We start from the raw sequence: 19,735 nt of genomic DNA, 5'->3' as shown, positions 1-19,735 counted from the left end.
GTTACAGTATTACAACTAATTAACGAAGGAAATAAACGTGGCAGAAGAAGCTCTATTCCCTGTTGTCATGCGAGGTTACGATCGCGCCCAGGTCGATGAACACATCGCAAGTCTTTCGGCAAATCTCTCCCAAACTCGCACCCAAGTCGCCCAGCTCGATGAAGAAGTGCTCAAACTTTCCGCTCAGCTCACCCAAGCACAAACCGCATTGCGTGAAAACGATCGCCCCTCTTATTCCGGGCTAGGAAATCGAGTCGAACGGCTCCTGAAATCAACCGAAGAACAGGCTCTTGATTTGATGACGCGCGCCCGATCTGAAGCCACATCGATCGTGGCAACAGCCGAAGATCGAGCAGACCAACTTCGTCAAGCTGCCCAAGCAGAGAGTCAGAAAATTCTGCAACACGCCCAAACCCAAGCAACCGATACCCGCAACAAGGCACAGGCCGAAGCCCAATCCCTTGCCACGGTTTCTCGCCGCACCAGCGAAGAAATGGTGTCCTCAGCAGAACGTGAAGCCGAGCGTCTGCGCACTCTTGTCACCACCGAAACCACAACTTTGCGCTCACAAACCGAACATGAGGTCGCACAACTTCGTAGCCTCGCCGAAACTGAAGTCACCCAGCTACGAGCCGAGACTGAAACTGAGCTCGCACGCATGCGCGCCGACGTCGAAACCCAAATTTCACAAGCAAAAGCACAATCGGAACAAGAAATTGCCGAAGCCAAAGCTGCGTGCGAAACATCGATCGCACAAGCCAAAGAAGAAGCCAGCCGCAAACTTGCCGAAGAAAACCAACGACTGAGCCAGTCCACTCACGACATGGTGGAAAAAGCTGAAGCAGATGCCCGAAGCGCAGAACAACGCGTTATCGAAGCTACCCAGCGTGCTACGGAACTCACCCAATCTTCCGAAAAGGAAGCAACTGAATTATTGAGCTCCGCACGAACTGAAGCTGAGGAGATCTTGTCGAGCGCACGTGAGCAAGCCCAACGTATCCTCAGCGAAGCAACCCAAGAAGCCAACCGCAAAGTCGCTTCGGCGCAAGAAGAAATCGACTCACTCAAAGAACAGCGTCAATCATTATCTTCATACATCGAAGATATGCGCGCTATTCTTTCTGGTCCAAGCTCGTTAGCATTACATGAAGTCGTTGACTCAGCCGCAGCAAAGGATGCTGAAGAAGACCACGCCTGAGGGCATGCGCGAAAGACTAACCCAAGACGTGGGTAATAAATTCTTTCAAAGCTTGGGCTAATTCTTCGGGCTTCTCATCGGCCGTGAAGTGCCCCGCTCCTTCAATTTCGAGGATGCGGGGTTGCTTTGCACGCAGAGCCAAAGTCATAAAATACTCTAACGACGCAGTAGGATCATCAGTTCCGCGGATAAAATAAACTGGGCCATCAACGAGCTCAACCGCATCGCTGCGATCTTGGCGGGTAGCCAAAGCGCGCTGAATCCATGCTAACCCCGAACCAGGTGCAGCCTTAAACCGCTCCACCAAGGACTGTTGAACTTGTGGAGTTACCTGTGATCCAGTCATTGAATCCTTCCACGGTTCTAACATCTCAAAAGCCCGGCCTTGCTCTGCCAAATTCGCCATCGTGGCTCTAAATTCCTGACGCTGTGGATCATCAGCTCCAATGCCAGTATCCATCAGTGCCAAACCAGCAATCATGTGCGGATAGGTGGCAACGAAATCAGCAGCAATAGCCCCACCCATAGATAACCCACCTAACATGATCTGGTCAATGCCGTGGCTATCAAGTGTGCGTTTCAAGGCCGCTACATAGGCCATCGTTGAAGGCTCATCACTGAGTGTTTCACCCGCTGGTGATTTCCCAAACCCTGGGGCATCTACCGTGATTACATCGATAGGCGCTAAGATCTGGCGTACCTGATCCCACATTGAAGAATCTAGCGGTAAGGCGTGTAACAAAACCAATGGACATGTAGAAGGCTCGCCGGTGCGGCGCATATAAAGCATAGTCATATATTCACCGTAGCACTTTGAGCGAGGGAGGCAAACACGGTAACGATCAGAAACTATCGACGGCGACCGCGCGCCTGCCAACACCCAGTATGCCAGTGGCGTCGATCCCCCTGGCCAAACTCTTTACCCAAGATATGATCTTCGGTCCATGCAACTTCGTGAGGCTCGCCCACTCGAATAATGCCATAACATCCCGGGCACACATATTCTTTGGCGGCAGCTTTAATATGATGAACTTTGAACTCCCGACCATCTTGGCCGTATTCGATCCGGGTGTATCCCATCAGGGCGTAGGAGTTCAATTCGCGTGGCGAACGCTGATATTTCTTTGACCGACGCATCAAAACAACCGATCTTCAGGATGATCGACGCCGCGCATGGCATCATAGTCAAGAATAACGCAATCAATTCCACGATCTTCGGCAAGCACGCGGGCTTGCGGTTTTATTTCTTGGGCAGCAAAAATTCCGCGCACTGGTCGTAGCGTAGAGTCACGATCTAAGAGTTCGAGGTAACGACTGAGCTGCTCAACACCATCGATTTCACCACGACGTTTTACCTCTACCGCCACATGCCCTCCGTTGAGGTCCATCAACATCAGATCTACTGGGCCTATAGCGGTGGGATATTCACGCCGTACAAGTTCAAGATTTTCTCCAAGCACAGCAACTTGTTCTGCCAGGAGCTTTTGCAGATGGGCTTCAACGCCGTCTTTGACTAATCCCGGCTCAATACCCAGATCATGGGTCGAATCGGAGAAGATCTCATAAATGTTGATACGTAAAACGTCATTCGTTTTATTGTGGTTAATCGACCATGTTTGGACAACGCCTGCTTCGCGATCTAGATCTGCAACCTCAACTACGCTCATCGTGGCAGGTGGAGACATCCAGTTCAAGGGCTTATACGAGCCGCCATCGGAATGGACAAGCACCGAACCGTCTTGTTTCATCATCAGTACCCGAGTGGCGGGTTCTAAATGGGCATCGAGACGACCAGAGTAATCCACGCTACACCGAGCAACAACTATGCGCACTGGTCACTTCTCCTTCATAGTTCTGTATATATCTATAATTTCGATCCGAGCAAAGACTGGCCGAGCTTAACGCTGCGGCCAGTGCAAGGTGGTCAAAATAGTTCAGGTTCTTCAACCGGCGGTGCAGAATCAACCCATGAGACAATACCAGATACAGCGAGTGGTGTGGTTGCTAAGCTCCACACGTTCTGCCCCTGGACAATGCGCACAACCTGAATTTCACTGCCATTGGCAGGTTTGACCGTGAAATCAAGCTCGCCACGTCGCCATTGTATTTGCGGGTAAGGACTGAGCGAATGCGTTGAGTACCAGCTCAGTTCGAACGGCTTAAATACGCCAATGCCCGTGGTCCAGTGTTCATCGCCTTCCTTTTGGACAGCCATCTGGAAAGAACCGCGTCGAGTAAACAGTATGCGCAATCGGATCAGCCAATACGCTCCAAGAAGTATGACACACAATGCCACAATGACAATTGTCCACCACAGCGCCCACGGCATTAACGATTACTCCTTATAATTTTCGACGACGATCATCACTTCGTCGTGGTCAACTGTTAAGAAACCCTTACCAACGCGAATCTCTTCACGCTCGCCAGTTTGCGTCACGTAGCGCACAGTTCCCGGTTTAAGGACAGCCAGAATTGGAGCTCGCCCGGGAAGGATGCCCAGTTCGCCGTCGTATGCCGGAACAACGATTTCTTTAACAGTGCCGGAGAAAATCTCGCCAGCACGGGCAACGATCTCGAGCTTCATCAGCGCATATCCTGTTGAATCTTGTGCCATGCACGTTCGATATCTTCGATGCCACCAATGTTGAAGAAAGCCTGCTCTGGGATATGGTCATACTCACCATCTGTGATACGCCGGAATGCTTCAACAGTTTCGGCAATCGGGACGGTAGAACCTTCCACACCGGTAAATTTCTTCGCCGTATAGGTGTTTTGCGAAAGGTATTGTTCGATACGACGAGCACGCGCCACGGTGACCTTATCTTCTTCAGAAAGTTCATCAACGCCCAAGATGGAAATGATATCTTGAAGTTCCTTATTCTTCTGCAGAATTGACTTCACCTTGGTTGCCACATCGTAGTGGGCTTGGCCAACATACTGCGCATCAAGAATACGCGACGTTGATGACAACGGATCCACCGCCGGATACAAACCGCGGGAGGCAATATCACGGGAAAGTTCTGTGGTTGCATCCAAGTGTGCGAATGTCGTTGCCGGAGCCGGATCGGTGTAATCGTCAGCCGGAACGTAGATCGCCTGCAGCGACGTAATCGAGTGACCTCGAGTCGATGTAATGCGCTCTTGCAAAGCACCCATTTCATCGGCCAATGTTGGCTGGTAGCCCACTGCCGAAGGCATACGGCCCAAGAGGGTTGAAACTTCAGAACCGGCCTGCGTGAAGCGGAAAATGTTATCAATGAAGAGCAATACGTCCTGATTTTGAACGTCGCGGAAATACTCTGCCATGGTCAAGCCAGAAAGCGCGATCCGCAACCGCACCCCTGGTGGTTCGTCCATCTGACCAAAGACGAGAGCTGTTTTATCCAAAACACCCGCATCTTCCATTTCGTGAATAAGATCGTTACCCTCACGGGTGCGCTCACCAACACCAGCAAATACGGACACACCGCCGTGGTCTTGTGCTACGCGCTGGATCATTTCCTGAATCAAAACGGTCTTGCCCACACCAGCGCCACCGAAAAGACCAATCTTGCCGCCCTGGACATACGGGGTGAGCAAATCGATAACCTTAATACCCGTCTCGAACATCTTCGTCTCTGGTTCGAGCTCATCAAAATTAGGGGCTTTGCGGTGAATTGGCCAGCGTTCTTTAACCTCAAGGGTTTCGCCTTCGCCCAGATTCAACACATCACCAGTGACGTTAAAAACGTGTCCCTTGGTGACATCGCCAACTGGCACTGTAATTGGAGCACCAGTATCGACGACGGTAGCTCCGCGAACCAGACCATCAGTTGGTTTCATCGCAATGGTACGCACGATGGAATCGCCAAGATGCTGGGCAACCTCAAGCGTCATCTGGATAACGCCTTCGCCTTCTCCTTGGTTAGAGAGATCAACTTCGGTTGTCAGCGCGTTATTGATTTCGGGGAGAGAGTCTGGCGGAAACTCAACGTCCACAACAGCACCCACAACTTGGACGATACGTCCAGTGGTCACTCCCTGCCGATTATCTACTGCAGTCATTATTCTTCCTTACTGTGTCCCTAAGCAGGTGGGACGTTTTAGCTCTTCCCCAGGCTATCTGCGCCGGAGATAATTTCGGTAATTTCAGTGGTGATTTCAGCCTGACGGGCATTATTGGCCAGGCGCGTATAGCGTTCGATCAGGTCGCCAGCGTTCTCGGTTGCAGAATGCATGGCTTGTTGGCGCGCAGCAAGCTCTGAAGCAGCTGACATGAGCATAACGGAATGAATCCGCTGACCAACATACATCGGCAGTAATTCATCAAACACCGTTTGAGCGGAAGGCTCATACTCATAAAGAGGCTCGCTATCAGCTGTGGAATCATCCTCAGATCCCCCGTGCTCATCGTCATCTGCGTCCACAACTTGCAATGGCAACATGCGGCGCACTTCAACGTTTTGGGTCACCATAGATACGAACCTGGTAAAGACCATATACAGTTCGCCCACGCCGCCATGATCAGCATCTGCTAGAAAACGTGACAAAAACTCTTCAGCGATTTCATTGGACGTCTCATCAGAAGGTTTATCTGATTCTCCAGTCCAAGACCGCTCAACTTCCACATTCCGGAACCGGAAATAGGACGCGCCACGCCGACCAGAGACGTAAAGGAGTGGCTCTTTACCTTCTGACTTTAAGTCGTTGATCAACCGTTCAGATTCTCGTAGTACAGATGAAGAATATGCTCCAGCCATTCCACGATCTGATGTCACCACAAAGACGATAACTTTGTTGGTATCGTTTCGTTCTTTGACCAAAGGGTGGTCTGCGTGTGCATGCAACGCTACTGTGGCAATGGATTTAGTCAATGCCCGAGTATAGGGATCTTGACCAAGCGCACGGTCACGAGCCTTACCGATACGTGAAGCCGCAATCAACTCCATCGCACGGAAGACTTTTTCAAGTGTCTTTGTTGCTCGAATCTTCTGCTTGTAAATCCGCTGTGTGCCTGCCACAATCAGCCTCGCTTCGACCGGACGATCTGTTCTTGTGACGTCTCAGCTTCGGGCTGGGTGTCAACATCAGATACGGTGTCATAATTTGCTGTGAATCCCGCACGGAACTCCTCAACACCAGCACGCAACGCCGCTAAGGTATCGTCGTCGAGTTTTCCAGTTTCAGCTATATCAGAAAGCACTGAGGTGTTATTGCGTAGGTAGCTGATAAGACCTGCCTCGAATTTCGCTACGTCATTGACGTCGATATCGTCGAGATATCCGTTGGTGCCAGCCCACACCGAGGCAACCTGATCTTCAACAGCATACGGAGTATATTGCGGCTGCTTGAGCAATGCCATCAACCGTTCACCACGAGTGAGCTGCTGGCGTGTGGTGGCATCAAGATCGGAAGCAAACATAGCGAATGCCGCTTGGGCACGGTATTGTGCCAGCGTAATCTTCAGTGTTCCGGCAACTTTCTTCATTGCTTTGATTTGAGCGTCTCCGCCCACTCGAGAAACTGAAATACCCACATCTACTGCCGGACGCTGATTGGCGTTGAACAGATCAGATTGCAAGAAGATCTGCCCGTCGGTAATTGAGATAACGTTAGTTGGAATATATGCCGAAACGTCATTTGCTTTGGTTTCGATAATCGGCAAACCGGTCATCGAACCACCACCGAGTTCATCGGAAAGTTTTGCACAACGCTCCAAGAGCCGAGAGTGTAAGTAGAAGACGTCACCTGGATAGGCTTCACGCCCTGGTGGACGACGAAGGAGCAACGAGACCGAGCGGTATGCTTCTGCTTGCTTCGACAGATCGTCAAAAATAATAAGAACATGCTTGCCGGCATACATCCAGTGCTGGCCGATGGCTGAGCCGGTATATGGTGCCAGATACTTAAATCCGGCAGAATCTGATGCTGGCGAGGCAACAATGGTGGTGTATTGTAGTGCTCCGTTGCGCTCGAGCGTGGCGCGAACTTCAGCAATTGTGGAGCCTTTTTGGCCAATGGCTACATAAATACACCGAACTTGCTTATTCGGATCGCCAGATTCCCAATTCGCTTTCTGGTTGAGAATCGTGTCAACTGCCAGAGCAGTCTTACCAGTCTTACGGTCGCCAATAATTAGCTGACGCTGACCGCGACCAATTGGAATCATAGCGTCAATTGCTTTAATACCAGTTTGGAGTGGTTCGTGAACTGACTTACGTGCCATAACGCCAGGAGCCTGGAGTTCTAGGGCGCGTCGGGAGTCTAGATCGGTGATCTCGCCGAGTCCGTCGATTGGTTTACCCAGTGGATCGACGACGCGACCTAGGTATCCTTCACCAACTGGAACGGAGAGGACTTCCCCGGTGCGTCCAACTTCCATGCCTTCTTCGATATGCGAAAAGTCACCGAGAACGACGACGCCGATCTCGCGCTCTTCAAGATTCATTGCCAAACCGAGAGTGCCATCTTCGAACTTCAATAGTTCGTTCGCCATAGCTCCAGGTAAGCCTTCTACTCGGGCAATACCATCAGCACATAGCGTGACGTGACCGACCTCTTCACTGCTAGCTTTTGCAGGCTCATAAGAGCTGACAAAAGCATCCAGTGCGGACCGGATTTCATCGGGCTGGATTCTCACTTCAGCCATACATCATTCCTTCGCTCGAAGCAGCTTAATAACTGCACGTTAATTAGTTTGTAAAGTTCTCTCGCAAAGCGGTGATCCGGCTTGCGAGAGTTCCATCAATCACGTCATCGCCCACGTGAATACGGATACCACCGATGACGGCGGGATCGAGCGTCACGTGAATTGCTACGCCTTTGTTGTAGGTGCGCGTCAAAATTGACCGTAGCCGATCCTCTTGATCGCGCGTGAGTGGGACAGCGCTCGTTATGGAAGCGACAATATGCTGATCTAGTTGCGCAGCAAGATCTAAATATCGGGTAAGCGATTGCGCCAAGGTCCTACCGCGTCCAGTATGGACCACGGCTCGCATGATAAGACGCTGTGCGTAGGGCGAACAGCTAGCAAAGATCTGCTGAGCTAATTCGGCCCGGCCTGCCGCAGGGTAGTGATCGTCACTGAGCGTCAATCGCAATCCACGTTCGTGACGCAGTGTGCGCATGCTGACGTAAATCTCTTCTTCGACTCGAGATAGCTCGTTGTCGCGTTGCGCACCTAGCAGGAGTGTGTAGGCACCCAGATGCTCTAAGCTTCGGATAATATCGCCGGATTCAGACCAACGATCTCGAGCTAAACCAGTAAGAAGATCGAGTACCTCACCGCGAATCTTGCCGGAAAAAAGGTCCGTCACGAGACGTGCCCTTGTTTCAGCTGGCCGCGAGCTATCTTCAAGAGCGGCAACAACACTGAGATTTTCACTCAAAATATCTGCTATTGAAAAGATCGCCTCAGCTAGCTCTATTTCTTGTCCAGATATTTGGGTGCGTAATCCGTTCCAACGCTCCTTGGCAGCTGCTAGCGCTACTTCACTTCCCGAACGCATTAGGCCTCCTGTGGACTCGAAGCTGTAGAGGCTTCAAGTTCATCTAAGAATCGATCGGTTACCCGTCGTGCTAATTCCTGATCCGTGAGTGATTCACCAACAATACGTGTGGCGAGCTCGGTTGCCAAAATGCCCAGATCGGCACGTAGCACCCGTCGAGCAGCATCAGTATCTGCCGAAATACGTCGCTGCGCATTTTCAAGAATCTGGTCAGCCGAGGAGTGCGCTTGGGATTGCGCTTGAGCCATAATCGCCTTAGCGTGCGTATGTGCTTTTTCGCGAATTTGTTCTGCATCGCGATGCGCATCTCGAATTTCTTCTTCGAGACCTGCACGCTGGTCAGCTATTTCGGCACGTGCTTGATCTGCTGCATGCAGACCCTTCTCAATCTTATCTGCCCGCTCATCCAACGTTGCCATGAACGTCGGCCAGGCGAGCTTATAGATGGAAAGCGCAACAATCACGAACGCGACAGTACCCCAGACCAAATCTGGCAACGCCGGTAGGAGTAGCGATTGGCTACCTTCCGCTAGGATAGTCGTGCTTGTCATATGGATCACGCAGCGAAGACGAAACCAGCCACGAAGCCGAGCAGGCCTAGTGCTTCAGCGAACGCCATAGATAGAATCAAGTTCACGCGCAAGAAGCCTTTGAGCTCGGGCTGACGGGCAGTTGCTTCCTGATTCTTTGCGCCGATGAGACCAATGCCGATAGCTGGTCCAAGGGTTGCGATGCCGTAACCAATGGTGGCAATGTTACCAATCATAGATGTTTCCTTTGTTTGTTAATGGCTCAGTGTTCTGAGATGGACAGTGAAATGTAGACAGCAGCAAGCATAGCGAAAATGTAAGCTTGGAGTGCGCCAACAAAAAGCTCGAAGACGACGAAGATAACGCCTACGAGAAGAGTCAAGCTTCCTAAACCAACGCCTAAAGCTCCGCTGATCTGGAAATACAGGTAGTGGGTTCCTAAGAAACACATGACCAAGATAAAGTGGCCAGCAACCATGTTTGATAGCAGACGCACAGTAAGAGTTAGTGGGCGCATGATGAAGGTGGAGAAGAATTCTAGTGGCGCCAACAAGATATAGACGGCGGCTGGAACTCCGGGAGGAAAGAGTTGCTCACGGAAAAATCGGCCAAAACCACGGCTTTTAACGCCGGCGAGGATGAATCCGACGAAGACGAATAGTGCAAAAATCAGTGGCATGCCCACTAGCGAGGTTCCAGCAATCTGTAATCCGGGGATAACGCCGGTGATATTCATAAAGAGGATGCCAATAAAAACCGTGGCAAGCATCGGCTGGTATTTGCCGGCTTCTTTTTCTCCGATGATCTCTTGGCCGATTTGCACGCGAGAGAAATCCAACAAGGATTCTACGACTGCTTGTCCGCGCGAGGGAACTAACTTAGCAGAGCGCGAATACCACACCATCACGGCCAGCAAGACAGTAACAGCGATGAGCCGAACCAAAATTAAGCGGTGTATCTCAAAGGGAGTCCCGGCAAACCAGATTGGATCAGGATAGAATTCGTGATCCAAAGTAGGCGGAGTAAATGAATCGCCCGATTGTGACGCAAGAAGAATCGGCACAGATGCCAGAGCGTTCAGAAATGAAAACACGGTTGCTTTTATCCTCGGTATCACACGGATTGGACTTGAGGTCGCCAATGAGCCCATCCACGACGTCAAGGTAGGAACAATGCTTACTCTACCTGAGTTCCCAACCTATAGCCAAAGGGCAACCAAACACGTGGCGTACATTAAACATCAACATCAATATTTGGGCCATCTTCCTTGATAATCACCCATGTCGTTGTCACAAGGTTTATGATGATTCCGCACATAAAGCCGAGCCCAACCACTCTCAGATCGAGTATTGGCACGCTACTTACTGCCGCCATCATCACCGCAATGACGATAATTTTAACGACGTACCCAAACACCATGACGATTCCAGAGTTCAGGCGAGGAAACCTTAGGAGAGAAAATAGTGCTGTTAGCGCTTCTAAGGCAAGTAGCACCCCAGCACTGTAGGCAATCGAAAGGCTCCACCGTTCGTATCCTGCGAAGAAAGCACCGATGCTCACCACACCAAAAATCACGATCGTGGCAATGGCGTTACTGGCAAGCATTCGAGTAATGATTTCCTGGGCATCGCGGCGCTCACCAGGCTTACGGCTAGTTCGCAACATCGGTTTTATTGTGAATAGCTTGGCGAACTACATTCTTGATCCGCTGGGCGGCCCTGGCTCGGCGGGCAGCAAAGACCTGGGAGGTGATCGCTACGGCCACCACGATGCCACAGACCGCGATCGGCATAACCCACTTGAGTGGAAACACCACTGCAGCCACTGCACTAAAAGAAGCTAGGGCAGTCCACATATACAACACCATGACCGCATTAGTATGCGAGTGCCCGTGACGCAATAACCGGTGATGTAAATGGCCGGCATCTGCAGAAAACGGGGATTTACCGTTAGCCACTCTACGCACCACTCCCCACACCAAATCTACGAGTGGAATAATGAGCACCAACAGCGGAACAATAAGTGGCATATAAGCGGGGATAGCTTTGGGTGTATTGGCGGCGGCAGGATCTATCTGCCCGGTCACCACAATTGAAGCTCCCGCAATGATCGTTCCCAACATCAAAGCGCCCGAATCGCCCATAAAGATCTTCGCCGGGTGGAAATTATGTGGTAAAAAGCCTAGACAAATACCTACTAGTGGCGCCACCAGAGCTGAAGCTACGGAGGTGAAATCACCCGGAGAAGCCTCTCGCGTCAAATAATAGGTGTAGGCAAAAAAGGCCAGTGCCGCTATCCCTACCACTCCGGCAGCTAATCCATCCAAGCCGTCAATGAAATTAACGGCATTGACAACAACCACAACCGCAATAATCGTGACAAATAGCGTCAATCGCGCCGAGCCAACTGTGATACCCAGTAACGGCACACTAACTAACTGGACCCCAAACCACACCATAACGCCAGCAGCAAGCATCTGCCCAGCAAGTTTCGCATACCACGGCAAATCATACATATCGTCAATCACGCCGATTGTGCAAATAATTCCAGCGCTTGCCACCACCGCCCACGCCGTCGAACCAGACCCTAAAACAATGTGAAAATACGGAATCTGTGAGGCAATGACAAGCGAAATAACAAAACCCGCATACATTGCAACGCCACCTAAGCGCGCGATCGGAACTTTATGTACGTCGCGAGCGCGGATCTCAGTGATAGCTCCTAAAGCTAAGGAGGCACGATGGACAACCGGAACTAGCAGGTATGTGACAATACCGGCAATGACCATAATCAGCAAATACGCTCTCATGCTTCGCCCTTCACCCGCACCACGCTACTGAGTTGGTGCAGCGTTATCGCCCCTTGCCGAAGAATCTCATACGTATCATCATCGCCATTCCAGCGCACGATCGTCGAGGGGACCCCGCCCGGAGATTGCCCATGATCTACATAAACCGATACTGCCTGCCCCAATTGATCCACCGCCTGGCAAATCGTCGTAGCTGGCATCTGACCAGTCTTATTCGCTGAGGTAACCGCTAACGGCCCAACCTGCTCTAAGAAAGCCAAGGTAACATCGTCGTCGGGCATACGCAGCCCAACAGTGCCAAACGTTTCCCCCAAATCCCACCCCAGAGACTCGCGGGCAGGCAAAATAATTGTTAGCGCACCCGGCCAAAATGCATTCATCAAATCGCGGGCACTATCGGGGAACTTCGCAACCAATGTTTCAGCCTGCTCAATACCAGCAACTAAAACCGGCGGCGGCATCGCCCGCGTCCGTGATTTAGCAGCCAGCAATGCACTGACCGCATCATACGAGAACGGATCAGCACCGATACCGTAAACAGTATCCGTAGGTAGACACACAACCTCTCCAGCTTCCACCGCTATGCGAGCTTCCGCCAAGGCAGTTGCCAGATCATCACTGTGCACAATCCGCATCACAAACCCTCTTTTTCTGCATATAGCCAACGATCGCGACCAGTGAGATCTCGGCCAGTGCTTCCGTGAATAAAACCGTTGTCTTGTGCGAAGTCCACTAGTGCCTTCCCCTGATCATCACCATGTTCCATAATAAGCACACCGCCCGGCTTGAGGAGCTCATAGGCACGTTTAACTAAGATTCGAGGGATCTCGAGACCATCATCTCCCCCACCAAAAAGTGCAGCTGGCGGATCGCGGAGCACCTCTGGTGGCAATGCTAACGACTGTGGAACATAGGGCGGGTTTGTGATAACCACATCGACTGCCGCGCGTAGCTGAGGTAGCGCAGTGGCCGCGTCCGCCTGAACCATGTGGACGCGTGACCCATAGTTTTCGTTATTCAGGCGGGCAAGTTGATAAGCGGTGGGGTCTAGCTCCACTGCCCACACGTGTGCGCGCGGAACTTCAGTTGCGATGGCTATCGCAATGGCTCCCGATCCAGTACACAGATCGACGACGACGGGTTCGGCCACCTTGAGGCCTTCAAGTACGTCGATACCAGCTTGGGCAACCATCTCTGTTTCTGGGCGCACAATGAAAACTCCGGGTTTACTGCGCAGTTCCAGGTAGCGAAACCACATCAATCCGATGATGTGTTGGAGTGGCTCGAACTGTGCTCGGCGACTAGTGGCATCATCGAACTTCGTTTGCGCTCCAGGGGTCATCTGTGCAGATAGTTCTGGATTCGAACCGTGTATCCATTGCGCAAGGAGGCGCGCGTCTACCTCCGGTGAGGCTAAGCCGGCATCAGAAAAACGTTGCGTCGCACAAGCAATTGCTTGACCCCAGGTAGCCATATTTCACCTACTGCGGATCGGTGGCGTCCTTCGCGGCCTGATCCAGACGCTCAGTTTCGTCAAGGACGCGTAAGGACTCGATGATAGCGTCAAGATCGCCGTTGAGAACGGCGTCGAGATTGTGTGCCTTGTAACCGGTGCGATGATCGGCAATGCGATTTTCGGGGAAATTGTAGGTACGCACACGCTCCGAACGATCCACGGTACGCACCTGGGAACGACGCTGATCTGCTTCTTTTTCCGCCTGCTCTTGGAGCTGGAGTTGGCGAAGGCGCGCAAGCAAAACACGCATGGCAGCTTCACGGTTCTTGATCTGCGATTTTTCATCTTGCATCGAAACCGTGATACCAGTGGGTAAGTGAGTAATACGCACCGCCGAATCCGTCGTGTTAACCGACTGTCCGCCCGGGCCAGAGGAACGATAAACATCAATACGCAATTCGTTATCGTTAAGCTGGACTTCTTCAGGCTCATCGACTTCAGCAAAGACGAGTACGCCGGCAGCTGAGGTGTGGATTCGCCCCTGAGACTCAGTAGATGGGACACGTTGTACGCGATGGACACCAGCTTCAAACTTCAAGTGCGCCCAGACCCCTTCGGCTGGATCTTCCGGGATTGAGGTAGCCTTGACCGCCATCTGAATATCTTTATATCCGCCCAGTTCGGTTGGGGTAGATGATAGCGTTTGCACGCTCCAGCCCTTGGATTCAGCATAGCGCTGGTACATTCGTACTAGGTCAGCTGCAAACAGCGCCGATTCTTCACCACCTTCGCCGGCTTTGACTTCAACAATAGCATCGCGCGAATCGTCAGGATCTCGCGGGATAAGCGCATCACGCAAGCTAGCTGCCGCTTCTGCGGCTTCTTGTTCTAAACGCGGGAGTTCAGATTCGAAAAGTTCACCATCCTCACCACCGATCTCAATGATTTCACGCAGGTCATCGAGGTCAGCTTGGGCTTTTTCCCACGTCCGGTACCGAGAAACTACCCGGCCTAGCTGAGCATACCGACGCCCAAGACTGCGCAGTTTTTCGGGACGAGAAATCACCTCTGGGGATGACATCTGGCGTTCGATATCTTGATATTCGGCTACCATCGCGTCTGCTGCGGGGAATGCACTCATTGCTGTCCTTTGATTTTCAACTGGTTATCAGGCGGTGCCCGATGCTCAAATATTTATTCAGTAATCTCTTCATCACTGTATATGTAAAACAAACGCCGGTACGACAAATCGTACCGGCGTTTGTAAGAGAAGCTACTTTGTGCGCTTGCCGTAACGTGCTTCGAAACGAGCCACACGACCGCCGGTATCGAGAATCTTCTGCTTACCGGTGTAGAACGGGTGGCATGCTGAGCAGACGTCAACACGCAATTCTCCACCTTGGATGGTGGAACGGGTTTCAAATTCGTTGCCACAGGTACACGTTACGTGCACTGGTGCGTACTCTGGGTGAATACCCTGTTTCATAGGAAATCTCCTTGGATCGTTTTGCGCCTTGGGTCCACATCGCACCCGAAAAATATGGATTCTTCGTGGATTGCTGGGCGTTTTCACGCCGAGCAGCCATGTGGTGAACCAATAGCCGACTCATTATTACATCACATTCTTCAGCGCCATGCCCAGCCGTCGTGAGCAATATCATTGACAAAACTGGGCACTGCGTGGAAGACTACGCTGCTATTCTTCGATGCCAGCGCCTTGCACACCGCGAATAATCGACATGAGCAAAGCGGAATTAGATTCAGTCTTACGCATCCGACCCAAAAGCTGATCGGATGCTTCTTGGACATCCATCTGACCTAGGCCGCGGCGTAAATGCCACATAATCTTAAGCTCTTCTGGCGAAAGTAACTGCTCTTCACGGCGAGTTCCTGAAGCATTGACATCAACTGCAGGGAAAATACGGCGATCTGCGAGCTGACGTGAGAGCCGCAATTCCATATTTCCAGTACCTTTGAACTCTTCAAAGATCACTTCATCCATCTTCGAACCTGTTTCAACAAGCGCCGAAGCGATAATGGTCAACGAACCACCGTTTTCGATATTACGGGCAGCGCCAAAGAACTTCTTTGGTGGATAAAGCGCAGCAGCATCAACGCCACCAGACAAGATACGCCCTGAAGCTGGAGCTGCAAGGTTATATGCACGCGATAGGCGCGTCAACGAATCGAGCAAAATCACCACATCTTGACCTAGCTCAACTAAACGCTTGGCGCGTTCGACAGCAAGTTCGGCCACGATCGTGTGATCGGTAGCTGGACGGTCGAAGGTAGATGCAATGACTTCTCCGCGAACCAATCGCTGCATATCGGTAACTTCTTCTGGACGTTCATCGACGAGGACGACCATCAGATGCACGTCAGGATCGTTATTGGCAATCGCCATCGCGATCTGCTGCATAACAACAGTTTTTCCAGCCTTTGGAGGGGAGACGATTAGACCACGTTGCCCTTTACCAATTGGCGCAACCAAATCGATCATGCGTGTGGTCAAAGCCTTCTGCGTCGTCTCTAATCGCAGCATTTCTTGCGGATACAGCGGGGTAAGCTTGTTAAACTCTGGCCGCAGCGCCGCATCTTCGACGCTCAAACCATTAATTGTTTCCACATCAACAAGCGGGTTGTACTTGTGCTGGCGGCCACGAGCATTTTCTGCGTGTGGGCGAACAAGGCCTTGAACTGCATCACCGCGACGCAAACCGTAGCGGCGAATAGTCTGAGTAGATACGTAGGCGTCATTCTTGCCAGGCAAGTATCCACCGGTGCGCAGATACGCATTATTGCCATCAATATCAAGGATTCCAGCAACAGGAATCAGCACGTCTTCTGCCGCCGTCTGCTCTGAAGTGGTATCGACGTCGGTAGTCTCCTGGTTGCGGTCACGACGATTGCGATCGCGACGATTGCGATCACGACGATTACGGTTGCGGTCACGACGGTGACGTGAATCGTCTTCCTCATTGTTCTGCTCTGGGGAACGTCCTTCTTCAGCACGCCGCTCGGCTGCTTCACCGAGAGCATCTAAAGCCGCAGCTTTTTCTTCTTCGCTCATCGCTGCTTTGTTGTTACGACGCCGATCATTGTTACGTTCGCGCCGATTGCGGGTTGAACCATCTTTCTCCGGAAGTTCAATCTCGACCTTACGTGAACGAGAGGACCTAGAAGATGAGGATTGTTCGGTCTGCTCGTTTTCGGATTGCGCATTGTGAGAATTGCGTTCACTATTGTGATCTGATTGACCTTGGTTATTCTTCGGAGTATGTGATGAAGCTGAGTTGCCTCTAATAGCAGCGATATAGTCTGCCTTTCGCGACTTAGGGGGCATAGTGATGCCCAACGACGCTGCTAGTTCTTTGAGTTCCGGTAGCCGCATTGTAGACAGTGCGGGCTTACGACCAGTAGTTGATTCGCTCACGAGGTTCCTTCCTCGGTGGCCCTTAGGGCCTTCTAGACATAAATAAGCCAGTGCGGCTTAAGGTGTAAGGATAAACGGCGAGAATATTCATCAGCCGGGTGGACTTTGGCTGGATCGGAACCGCGACGCGGTCAAAAATAGCCGTCCACTGCTTTAAGTGTACACAAGATAAAAATTCTATGCCACGTAATGGGAACAATCACACTTATCCATTACTCACCTTGCCGATGAGGGAGGTGGAAATCGAGGCATAACCTTCTTGAGAAAAACGCTGAACTAACTGCGGATCAAGATCAGTCAACAACACAATCGCTGGACCACTGCCAGCTAAAACAGCCGGCCATTGCCCATTATGGAGCGCTTGAAGAAAATAACCACTATAAGCGCTAGCCGGATCTTGCGTGGAGCGAGCAGGAATCAATTGGCACGCCTGCGGAAGTATCTGAGGATCTTGTGATAACGCGTGCGCTAACACGGCAACTGCACCCGAAGCGTAGTTGCTATCCGCCGTCGAACGTGGCTCAGATACAAGTAACGTAACTGGCAACGCAGAACTCAACGGTAGAATCAATCTCCCCTGACTTTGACCACTACTCCATCCCAAACTCGTTCCACCAGAAATAATCGCGTGAACTCGCCACGGCGAAGCGCCCAACGAAATCGCTAAATCACACGCATCATCATCGGTAAAATCTGCCGGATCGCCCACTAATGCTCGAACCAAGTTGATACCTGCCACGATTGCCGCTGAGCGCGCTCCTAAGCCAACCGCAGGCGGTATCTGCGTCTGGCCAATCAACGCGATCCCAGCCTGCGGAGCCTGGATATGATCAAGTGTGGCCAACATGGCCTTGATCGTGGGATGGTCAGCGTTTCGCGGCGCAACCTCTTTACTAGGGCCGGTAACCATAGTTCGGCTTTCTGCCACTGTCACCGTTGCCGCATAGTCATCCCAAAGGTCGAATGCCACCGTTAAGTGCTCGCCATGATCATTACTGCACAACACTGCACTGGCAGGCACACGCACCCGAGCGTAGTCAGTTACCAACCGCATAACGCGCAACGCTTACATTTTGTCTGGTGCGCTAACGCCCAGTAAATGCAAACCATTAGCAAGAACCTGACCGGCTGCATCGTTTAACCAAAGCCGAGTGCGGTGCACATCCGAAACGCCTTCATCACCGCGTGGAGTGACACGAGAGGCGCCATACCAAGCGTGATAAGCACCAGCAACCTCTTCTAAGTATCGAGCTACCCGATGCGGCTCTCGTAATTGTGCAGCTTGGGTAACAATGTCAGGGAACTGAGCTAGCTTAGCAATCAGTTCTGAATCTGCAGCCGAATCGAGTAGCGCCGGATCAAAGTGCTCCCGGGTAACCCCATGGGCTGCCGCATTGGCATCAACAGACTTCGTGCGCGCATGCGCATATTGAACGTAATAGACCGGATTTTCGTTAGTATGTGAGGAAATAAGGCCTAGATCAATTTCCAACGTAGTATCCATCGCTGCCCGAACCAAAGAGTATCGAGCCGCATCTACACCGGCAGCATCAACGAGATCGGAAAGCACCACAATCGTGCCAGCACGTTTGGACATGCGCACCGGTTGGCCGTCCTTAACCAGATTCACAAGCTGTCCAATGAGAATTTCAAGATTCTCACCCTTGCCGGCACGGTCGCCAAAAGCTCGCGCCATGGCATACATGCGTCCAATATATCCGTGGTGATCTGCACCGAGCATAATAATGACGTGATCGGCTCCACGCTCGCGTTTATCGAGATAATAGGCAATATCGCCAGCAAAATATGCCGCATTGCCATCAGATTTGATGATCACTCGGTCTTTATCGTCACCAAAATCTGTGGTGCGAATCCAGGTTGCCCCCTCGTCTTCGAAAATGACGCCCTGAGAGCGAAGCTCACTGATCGCCTGGTCTACCGCACCTGACTCGTGGAGTGTATCTTCATGGAAGAACACATCAAACTCAACACGGAAGTTTGCCAGTTCCTTTTTAATCTCGCCAAACATCCGCGTCACACCGTGCTCACGGAAGAATTCTTGCGCTAGAGAATCTTCTTGTTCCAAGGGGTTATTCTCGTTGGTGTGTTCGGCCATTACTGCCTGAGCAATATCTTCAATATACTGCCCACCATATCCATCTTCTGGAGCTTCCTGGCCGCGTGCTCGAGCCAAGAGTGACTTCGCGAATCGATCAATTTGGGAGCCGTGATCATTGAAATAGTACTCACGCACTACCCGTGCCCCGCAAGCACTCAAAATACGTGCCAACGAATCACCCACAGCCGCCCAGCGAGCACCACCAATATGTATTGGACCAGTAGGATTAGCTGATACGTATTCTAAGTTGATGACATGACCGTCAAGGGCGTCACTGTGCCCATAGGATTGACCAAGTTCAACAATATTTCGCGCCAATTCACCAGCTGCAGCCGCATTGACCGTAATGTTAATGAAACCAGGGCCAGCAATTTCCGCATGGTCAATACCTGGATCTGCAACGAGCTTATCAACAATGAGCTGAGCGAAATCGCGTGGATTCATCCCCACTTTTTTGCCAAGTTGCATGGCCACGTTTGTAGCCCAATCTCCATGTTCGCGCACTCGCGGGCGCTCAACACGCACATCAAGGCCATCTTGGAGATCGAGGTTGATCTCGCCGGCACTACCGGCTTGCAAAATAATGGTTTGTATCAGTGATTTGAGTTCTTCTGGAGTCATACTTCCAGTGTATCTGCCAAGCAAGTCAATATTTCAATCTCTTACCCAGAATGCGCAATGCGCTTGGACACATTCTAGGTGA

At 51.5% G+C, this 19,735-nt stretch carries 22 protein-coding genes; 1 reads left to right on the top strand and 21 read right to left on the bottom strand.

The features are described 5' to 3' along the window. The first annotated feature begins 37 nt into the window (after window positions 1-37). A complete protein-coding gene (locus tag NG665_RS01680) occupies window positions 38-1,198 on the top strand; it encodes a DivIVA domain-containing protein (protein ID WP_252673592.1) in 1,161 nt (386 codons plus the stop codon). A gap of 16 nt (window positions 1,199-1,214) precedes the next feature. Here NG665_RS01680 and NG665_RS01675 read toward each other — a convergent pair whose 3' ends face one another. From NG665_RS01675 to argS, 21 genes are all read right to left on the bottom strand, one after another. Further along, window positions 1,215-1,994: an alpha/beta fold hydrolase gene (locus NG665_RS01675; RefSeq protein ID WP_252673591.1), complete on the bottom strand. Its 780-nt coding sequence runs from the start codon at window positions 1,992-1,994 to the stop codon at window positions 1,215-1,217. A gap of 53 nt (window positions 1,995-2,047) precedes the next feature. Further along, window positions 2,048-2,335 (bottom strand): Rv1322 family protein, encoded by a 288-nt coding sequence (locus NG665_RS01670; RefSeq protein ID WP_252673590.1) that lies wholly within the window; start codon window positions 2,333-2,335, stop codon window positions 2,048-2,050. After that, window positions 2,335-3,030 (bottom strand): endonuclease NucS, encoded by a 696-nt coding sequence (gene nucS, locus NG665_RS01665; protein WP_252673589.1) that lies wholly within the window; start codon window positions 3,028-3,030, stop codon window positions 2,335-2,337. The genes NG665_RS01670 and nucS overlap by 1 nt, the downstream gene beginning before the upstream one ends. Window positions 3,031-3,122: 92 nt before the next feature. Next, window positions 3,123-3,527, bottom strand: a complete 405-nt coding sequence (locus NG665_RS01660) for a DUF2550 family protein (RefSeq protein ID WP_252673588.1) — start codon at window positions 3,525-3,527, stop codon at window positions 3,123-3,125. Window positions 3,528-3,533: 6 nt separating this feature from the next. After that, window positions 3,534-3,782, bottom strand: a complete 249-nt coding sequence (atpC, locus tag NG665_RS01655; RefSeq protein WP_252673587.1) for an ATP synthase F1 subunit epsilon — start codon at window positions 3,780-3,782, stop codon at window positions 3,534-3,536. Further along, window positions 3,782-5,242 carry a F0F1 ATP synthase subunit beta gene (atpD, locus tag NG665_RS01650; protein ID WP_252673586.1) on the bottom strand — a complete coding sequence of 487 codons (1,461 nt, stop codon included), beginning with the start codon at window positions 5,240-5,242 and terminating at the stop codon, window positions 3,782-3,784. The genes atpC and atpD overlap by 1 nt, the downstream gene beginning before the upstream one ends. Window positions 5,243-5,280: 38 nt before the next feature. Then, window positions 5,281-6,198 carry a F0F1 ATP synthase subunit gamma gene (locus tag NG665_RS01645; RefSeq protein ID WP_252673585.1) on the bottom strand — a complete coding sequence of 306 codons (918 nt, stop codon included), beginning with the start codon at window positions 6,196-6,198 and terminating at the stop codon, window positions 5,281-5,283. A 2-nt stretch (window positions 6,199-6,200) separates the two neighbouring features. Beyond that, window positions 6,201-7,826, bottom strand: coding sequence for a F0F1 ATP synthase subunit alpha (gene atpA / locus NG665_RS01640; protein WP_252673584.1), 1,626 nt, complete (start codon window positions 7,824-7,826; stop codon window positions 6,201-6,203). 43 nt (window positions 7,827-7,869) lie between these two features. Then, the gene (locus NG665_RS01635; protein ID WP_252673583.1) at window positions 7,870-8,685 is read right to left on the bottom strand and encodes a F0F1 ATP synthase subunit delta; all 816 of its coding nucleotides are present in this window, start codon (window positions 8,683-8,685) and stop codon (window positions 7,870-7,872) included. Next, entirely contained in the window at window positions 8,685-9,236 is a 552-nt protein-coding gene (gene atpF / locus NG665_RS01630; RefSeq protein WP_252673582.1) for a F0F1 ATP synthase subunit B, read from the bottom strand. Before atpF ends, NG665_RS01635 begins: the two co-directional genes overlap by 1 nt. A 5-nt stretch (window positions 9,237-9,241) precedes the next feature. Continuing rightward, complete coding sequence (gene atpE, locus NG665_RS01625) at window positions 9,242-9,451, bottom strand: ATP synthase F0 subunit C (protein ID WP_252673581.1); 210 nt, start codon at window positions 9,449-9,451, stop codon at window positions 9,242-9,244. 26 nt (window positions 9,452-9,477) lie between these two features. Further along, the gene (gene atpB, locus NG665_RS01620) at window positions 9,478-10,308 is read right to left on the bottom strand and encodes a F0F1 ATP synthase subunit A (RefSeq protein WP_252673580.1); all 831 of its coding nucleotides are present in this window, start codon (window positions 10,306-10,308) and stop codon (window positions 9,478-9,480) included. Window positions 10,309-10,448: 140 nt separating this feature from the next. Further along, window positions 10,449-10,880 (bottom strand): hypothetical protein, encoded by a 432-nt coding sequence (locus NG665_RS01615; protein WP_252673579.1) that lies wholly within the window; start codon window positions 10,878-10,880, stop codon window positions 10,449-10,451. Further along, window positions 10,867-12,024, bottom strand: coding sequence for an MraY family glycosyltransferase (locus NG665_RS01610; RefSeq protein WP_252673578.1), 1,158 nt, complete (start codon window positions 12,022-12,024; stop codon window positions 10,867-10,869). Before NG665_RS01610 ends, NG665_RS01615 begins: the two co-directional genes overlap by 14 nt. After that, window positions 12,021-12,659: an L-threonylcarbamoyladenylate synthase gene (locus NG665_RS01605; protein WP_252674060.1), complete on the bottom strand. Its 639-nt coding sequence runs from the start codon at window positions 12,657-12,659 to the stop codon at window positions 12,021-12,023. Before NG665_RS01605 ends, NG665_RS01610 begins: the two co-directional genes overlap by 4 nt. Beyond that, entirely contained in the window at window positions 12,659-13,498 is an 840-nt protein-coding gene (gene prmC / locus NG665_RS01600) for a peptide chain release factor N(5)-glutamine methyltransferase (RefSeq protein ID WP_252673577.1), read from the bottom strand. The genes NG665_RS01605 and prmC overlap by 1 nt, the downstream gene beginning before the upstream one ends. 7 nt (window positions 13,499-13,505) lie before the next feature. Beyond that, window positions 13,506-14,621 (bottom strand): peptide chain release factor 1, encoded by a 1,116-nt coding sequence (gene prfA / locus NG665_RS01595; RefSeq protein ID WP_252673576.1) that lies wholly within the window; start codon window positions 14,619-14,621, stop codon window positions 13,506-13,508. 132 nt (window positions 14,622-14,753) lie between these two features. Next, entirely contained in the window at window positions 14,754-14,966 is a 213-nt protein-coding gene (gene rpmE, locus NG665_RS01590) for a 50S ribosomal protein L31 (protein WP_252673575.1), read from the bottom strand. Between the two features lie 210 nt (window positions 14,967-15,176). After that, complete coding sequence (gene rho, locus NG665_RS01585) at window positions 15,177-16,871, bottom strand: transcription termination factor Rho (RefSeq protein ID WP_252674059.1); 1,695 nt, start codon at window positions 16,869-16,871, stop codon at window positions 15,177-15,179. A gap of 247 nt (window positions 16,872-17,118) precedes the next feature. After that, window positions 17,119-17,967: a homoserine kinase gene (locus NG665_RS01580; protein WP_252673574.1), complete on the bottom strand. Its 849-nt coding sequence runs from the start codon at window positions 17,965-17,967 to the stop codon at window positions 17,119-17,121. Window positions 17,968-17,979: 12 nt separating this feature from the next. Further along, window positions 17,980-19,653: an arginine--tRNA ligase gene (gene argS / locus NG665_RS01575; RefSeq protein WP_252673573.1), complete on the bottom strand. Its 1,674-nt coding sequence runs from the start codon at window positions 19,651-19,653 to the stop codon at window positions 17,980-17,982. Window positions 19,654-19,735: the final 82 nt, after the last annotated feature.

The organism is Arcanobacterium pinnipediorum (genome assembly GCF_023973165.1).
GTDB classification, from domain to species: domain Bacteria; phylum Actinomycetota; class Actinomycetes; order Actinomycetales; family Actinomycetaceae; genus Arcanobacterium; species Arcanobacterium pinnipediorum.
This window is presented reverse-complemented; position numbering and strand designations above follow the sequence as displayed.

What these genes read in the sequence shown, in the direction of transcription:
- atpA (WP_252673584.1), bottom strand. Translation starts at nt 7,826, where the DNA reads ATGGCTGAAGTGAGAATCCAGCCCGATGAAATCCGGTCCGCACTGGAT.
- NG665_RS01660 (WP_252673588.1), bottom strand. Translation starts at nt 3,527, where the DNA reads ATGCCGTGGGCGCTGTGGTGGACAATTGTCATTGTGGCATTGTGTGTC.
- argS (WP_252673573.1), bottom strand. Translation starts at nt 19,653, where the DNA reads ATGACTCCAGAAGAACTCAAATCACTGATACAAACCATTATTTTGCAA.
- NG665_RS01635 (WP_252673583.1), bottom strand. Translation starts at nt 8,685, where the DNA reads ATGCGTTCGGGAAGTGAAGTAGCGCTAGCAGCTGCCAAGGAGCGTTGG.
- atpF (WP_252673582.1), bottom strand. Translation starts at nt 9,236, where the DNA reads ATGACAAGCACGACTATCCTAGCGGAAGGTAGCCAATCGCTACTCCTA.
- atpE (WP_252673581.1), bottom strand. Translation starts at nt 9,451, where the DNA reads ATGATTGGTAACATTGCCACCATTGGTTACGGCATCGCAACCCTTGGA.
- prmC (WP_252673577.1), bottom strand. Translation starts at nt 13,498, where the DNA reads ATGGCTACCTGGGGTCAAGCAATTGCTTGTGCGACGCAACGTTTTTCT.
- NG665_RS01580 (WP_252673574.1), bottom strand. Translation starts at nt 17,967, where the DNA reads ATGCGGTTGGTAACTGACTACGCTCGGGTGCGTGTGCCTGCCAGTGCA.
- NG665_RS01615 (WP_252673579.1), bottom strand. Translation starts at nt 10,880, where the DNA reads ATGTTGCGAACTAGCCGTAAGCCTGGTGAGCGCCGCGATGCCCAGGAA.
- rho (WP_252674059.1), bottom strand. Translation starts at nt 16,871, where the DNA reads ATGCGGCTACCGGAACTCAAAGAACTAGCAGCGTCGTTGGGCATCACT.
- rpmE (WP_252673575.1), bottom strand. Translation starts at nt 14,966, where the DNA reads ATGAAACAGGGTATTCACCCAGAGTACGCACCAGTGCACGTAACGTGT.
- atpD (WP_252673586.1), bottom strand. Translation starts at nt 5,242, where the DNA reads ATGACTGCAGTAGATAATCGGCAGGGAGTGACCACTGGACGTATCGTC.
- prfA (WP_252673576.1), bottom strand. Translation starts at nt 14,621, where the DNA reads ATGAGTGCATTCCCCGCAGCAGACGCGATGGTAGCCGAATATCAAGAT.
- NG665_RS01675 (WP_252673591.1), bottom strand. Translation starts at nt 1,994, where the DNA reads ATGACTATGCTTTATATGCGCCGCACCGGCGAGCCTTCTACATGTCCA.
- NG665_RS01605 (WP_252674060.1), bottom strand. Translation starts at nt 12,659, where the DNA reads ATGCGGATTGTGCACAGTGATGATCTGGCAACTGCCTTGGCGGAAGCT.
- NG665_RS01610 (WP_252673578.1), bottom strand. Translation starts at nt 12,024, where the DNA reads ATGAGAGCGTATTTGCTGATTATGGTCATTGCCGGTATTGTCACATAC.
- NG665_RS01670 (WP_252673590.1), bottom strand. Translation starts at nt 2,335, where the DNA reads ATGCGTCGGTCAAAGAAATATCAGCGTTCGCCACGCGAATTGAACTCC.
- atpC (WP_252673587.1), bottom strand. Translation starts at nt 3,782, where the DNA reads ATGAAGCTCGAGATCGTTGCCCGTGCTGGCGAGATTTTCTCCGGCACT.